This window comes from Staphylococcus sp. 231237_7MaSpsaltlick (assembly GCF_043107035.1).
This window is the reverse complement of sequence record NZ_JBICNX010000256.1, coordinates 1-633: the sequence shown is the minus strand read 5'-3', so window position 1 is coordinate 633 and position 633 is coordinate 1. Positions and strand designations below refer to the sequence as shown.

Genomic DNA, 633 nt, shown 5'->3' with positions numbered 1-633 from the left:
GTATTTTGCTACGCTTTTTGTACTATAATTTTCTTAACCTTTTAAGAAAGGAGTGAAAATTATGGCCATTGAGATCAAAAAGATTAGGTTAACTAGTAATGCAAATAACGGGACTGAGAAAATCAGTGAAGTTTTATTGCATAATGGTGATTCTGAAACAGTTGCTCAAGTTGTAAGATATTTGGATAGCGGATTTGAATATTTCTATACAACTTCTTACAACTCTAAAGCTAGGGTTGAATCTGTTCACCCAACAGGACGTTCTCCATACATTCGCACTGTAGGGAACGGAACCGAAACAGATAACTAACTTAGTTTGCCTAGGTTCTAATTTTTAGTCCTTCCGCTTTATTGGCGTAGGGACTTCATACTTAAATTTTGTGGTAATGATAGTTTTGCCACCGTTTACTTCTTCGTTTTCTTGAGCCCATTCAATAGATTTAATTGCTTTATTTTTCACTTTGTCTTGTAACTCTTTTAATTTGCCTTCAAAATTTTCCATTCCTTCACCTCCCTAATTTTCACTAACTCTTCTTTTCTTCTATACATTTTTATTCACTCTTATTTTAAGTTGCCCTCCGTGATATAATATTTTAAATAAAATAAAAAGGAGAGATTACCTTGGGAAATAAA

2 protein-coding genes are annotated in these 633 nt (G+C 32.9%); one reads left to right on the top strand and one right to left on the bottom strand.

Annotated features, from left to right (window positions below; translation table 11 throughout):
• Window positions 1-61: 61 nt before the first annotated feature.
• Window positions 62-310, top strand: coding sequence for a DUF3892 domain-containing protein (locus ACF91D_RS31315; protein WP_081224926.1), 249 nt, complete (start codon window positions 62-64; stop codon window positions 308-310).
• A gap of 24 nt (window positions 311-334) precedes the next feature.
• Here ACF91D_RS31315 and ACF91D_RS31310 read toward each other — a convergent pair whose 3' ends face one another.
• A complete protein-coding gene (locus tag ACF91D_RS31310; protein WP_182475317.1) occupies window positions 335-502 on the bottom strand; it encodes a hypothetical protein in 168 nt (55 codons plus the stop codon).
• Window positions 503-633 lie beyond the last annotated feature (131 nt).

What these genes read in the sequence shown, in the direction of transcription:
- ACF91D_RS31315 (WP_081224926.1), top strand. Translation starts at nt 62, where the DNA reads ATGGCCATTGAGATCAAAAAGATTAGGTTAACTAGTAATGCAAATAAC.
- ACF91D_RS31310 (WP_182475317.1), bottom strand. Translation starts at nt 502, where the DNA reads ATGGAAAATTTTGAAGGCAAATTAAAAGAGTTACAAGACAAAGTGAAA.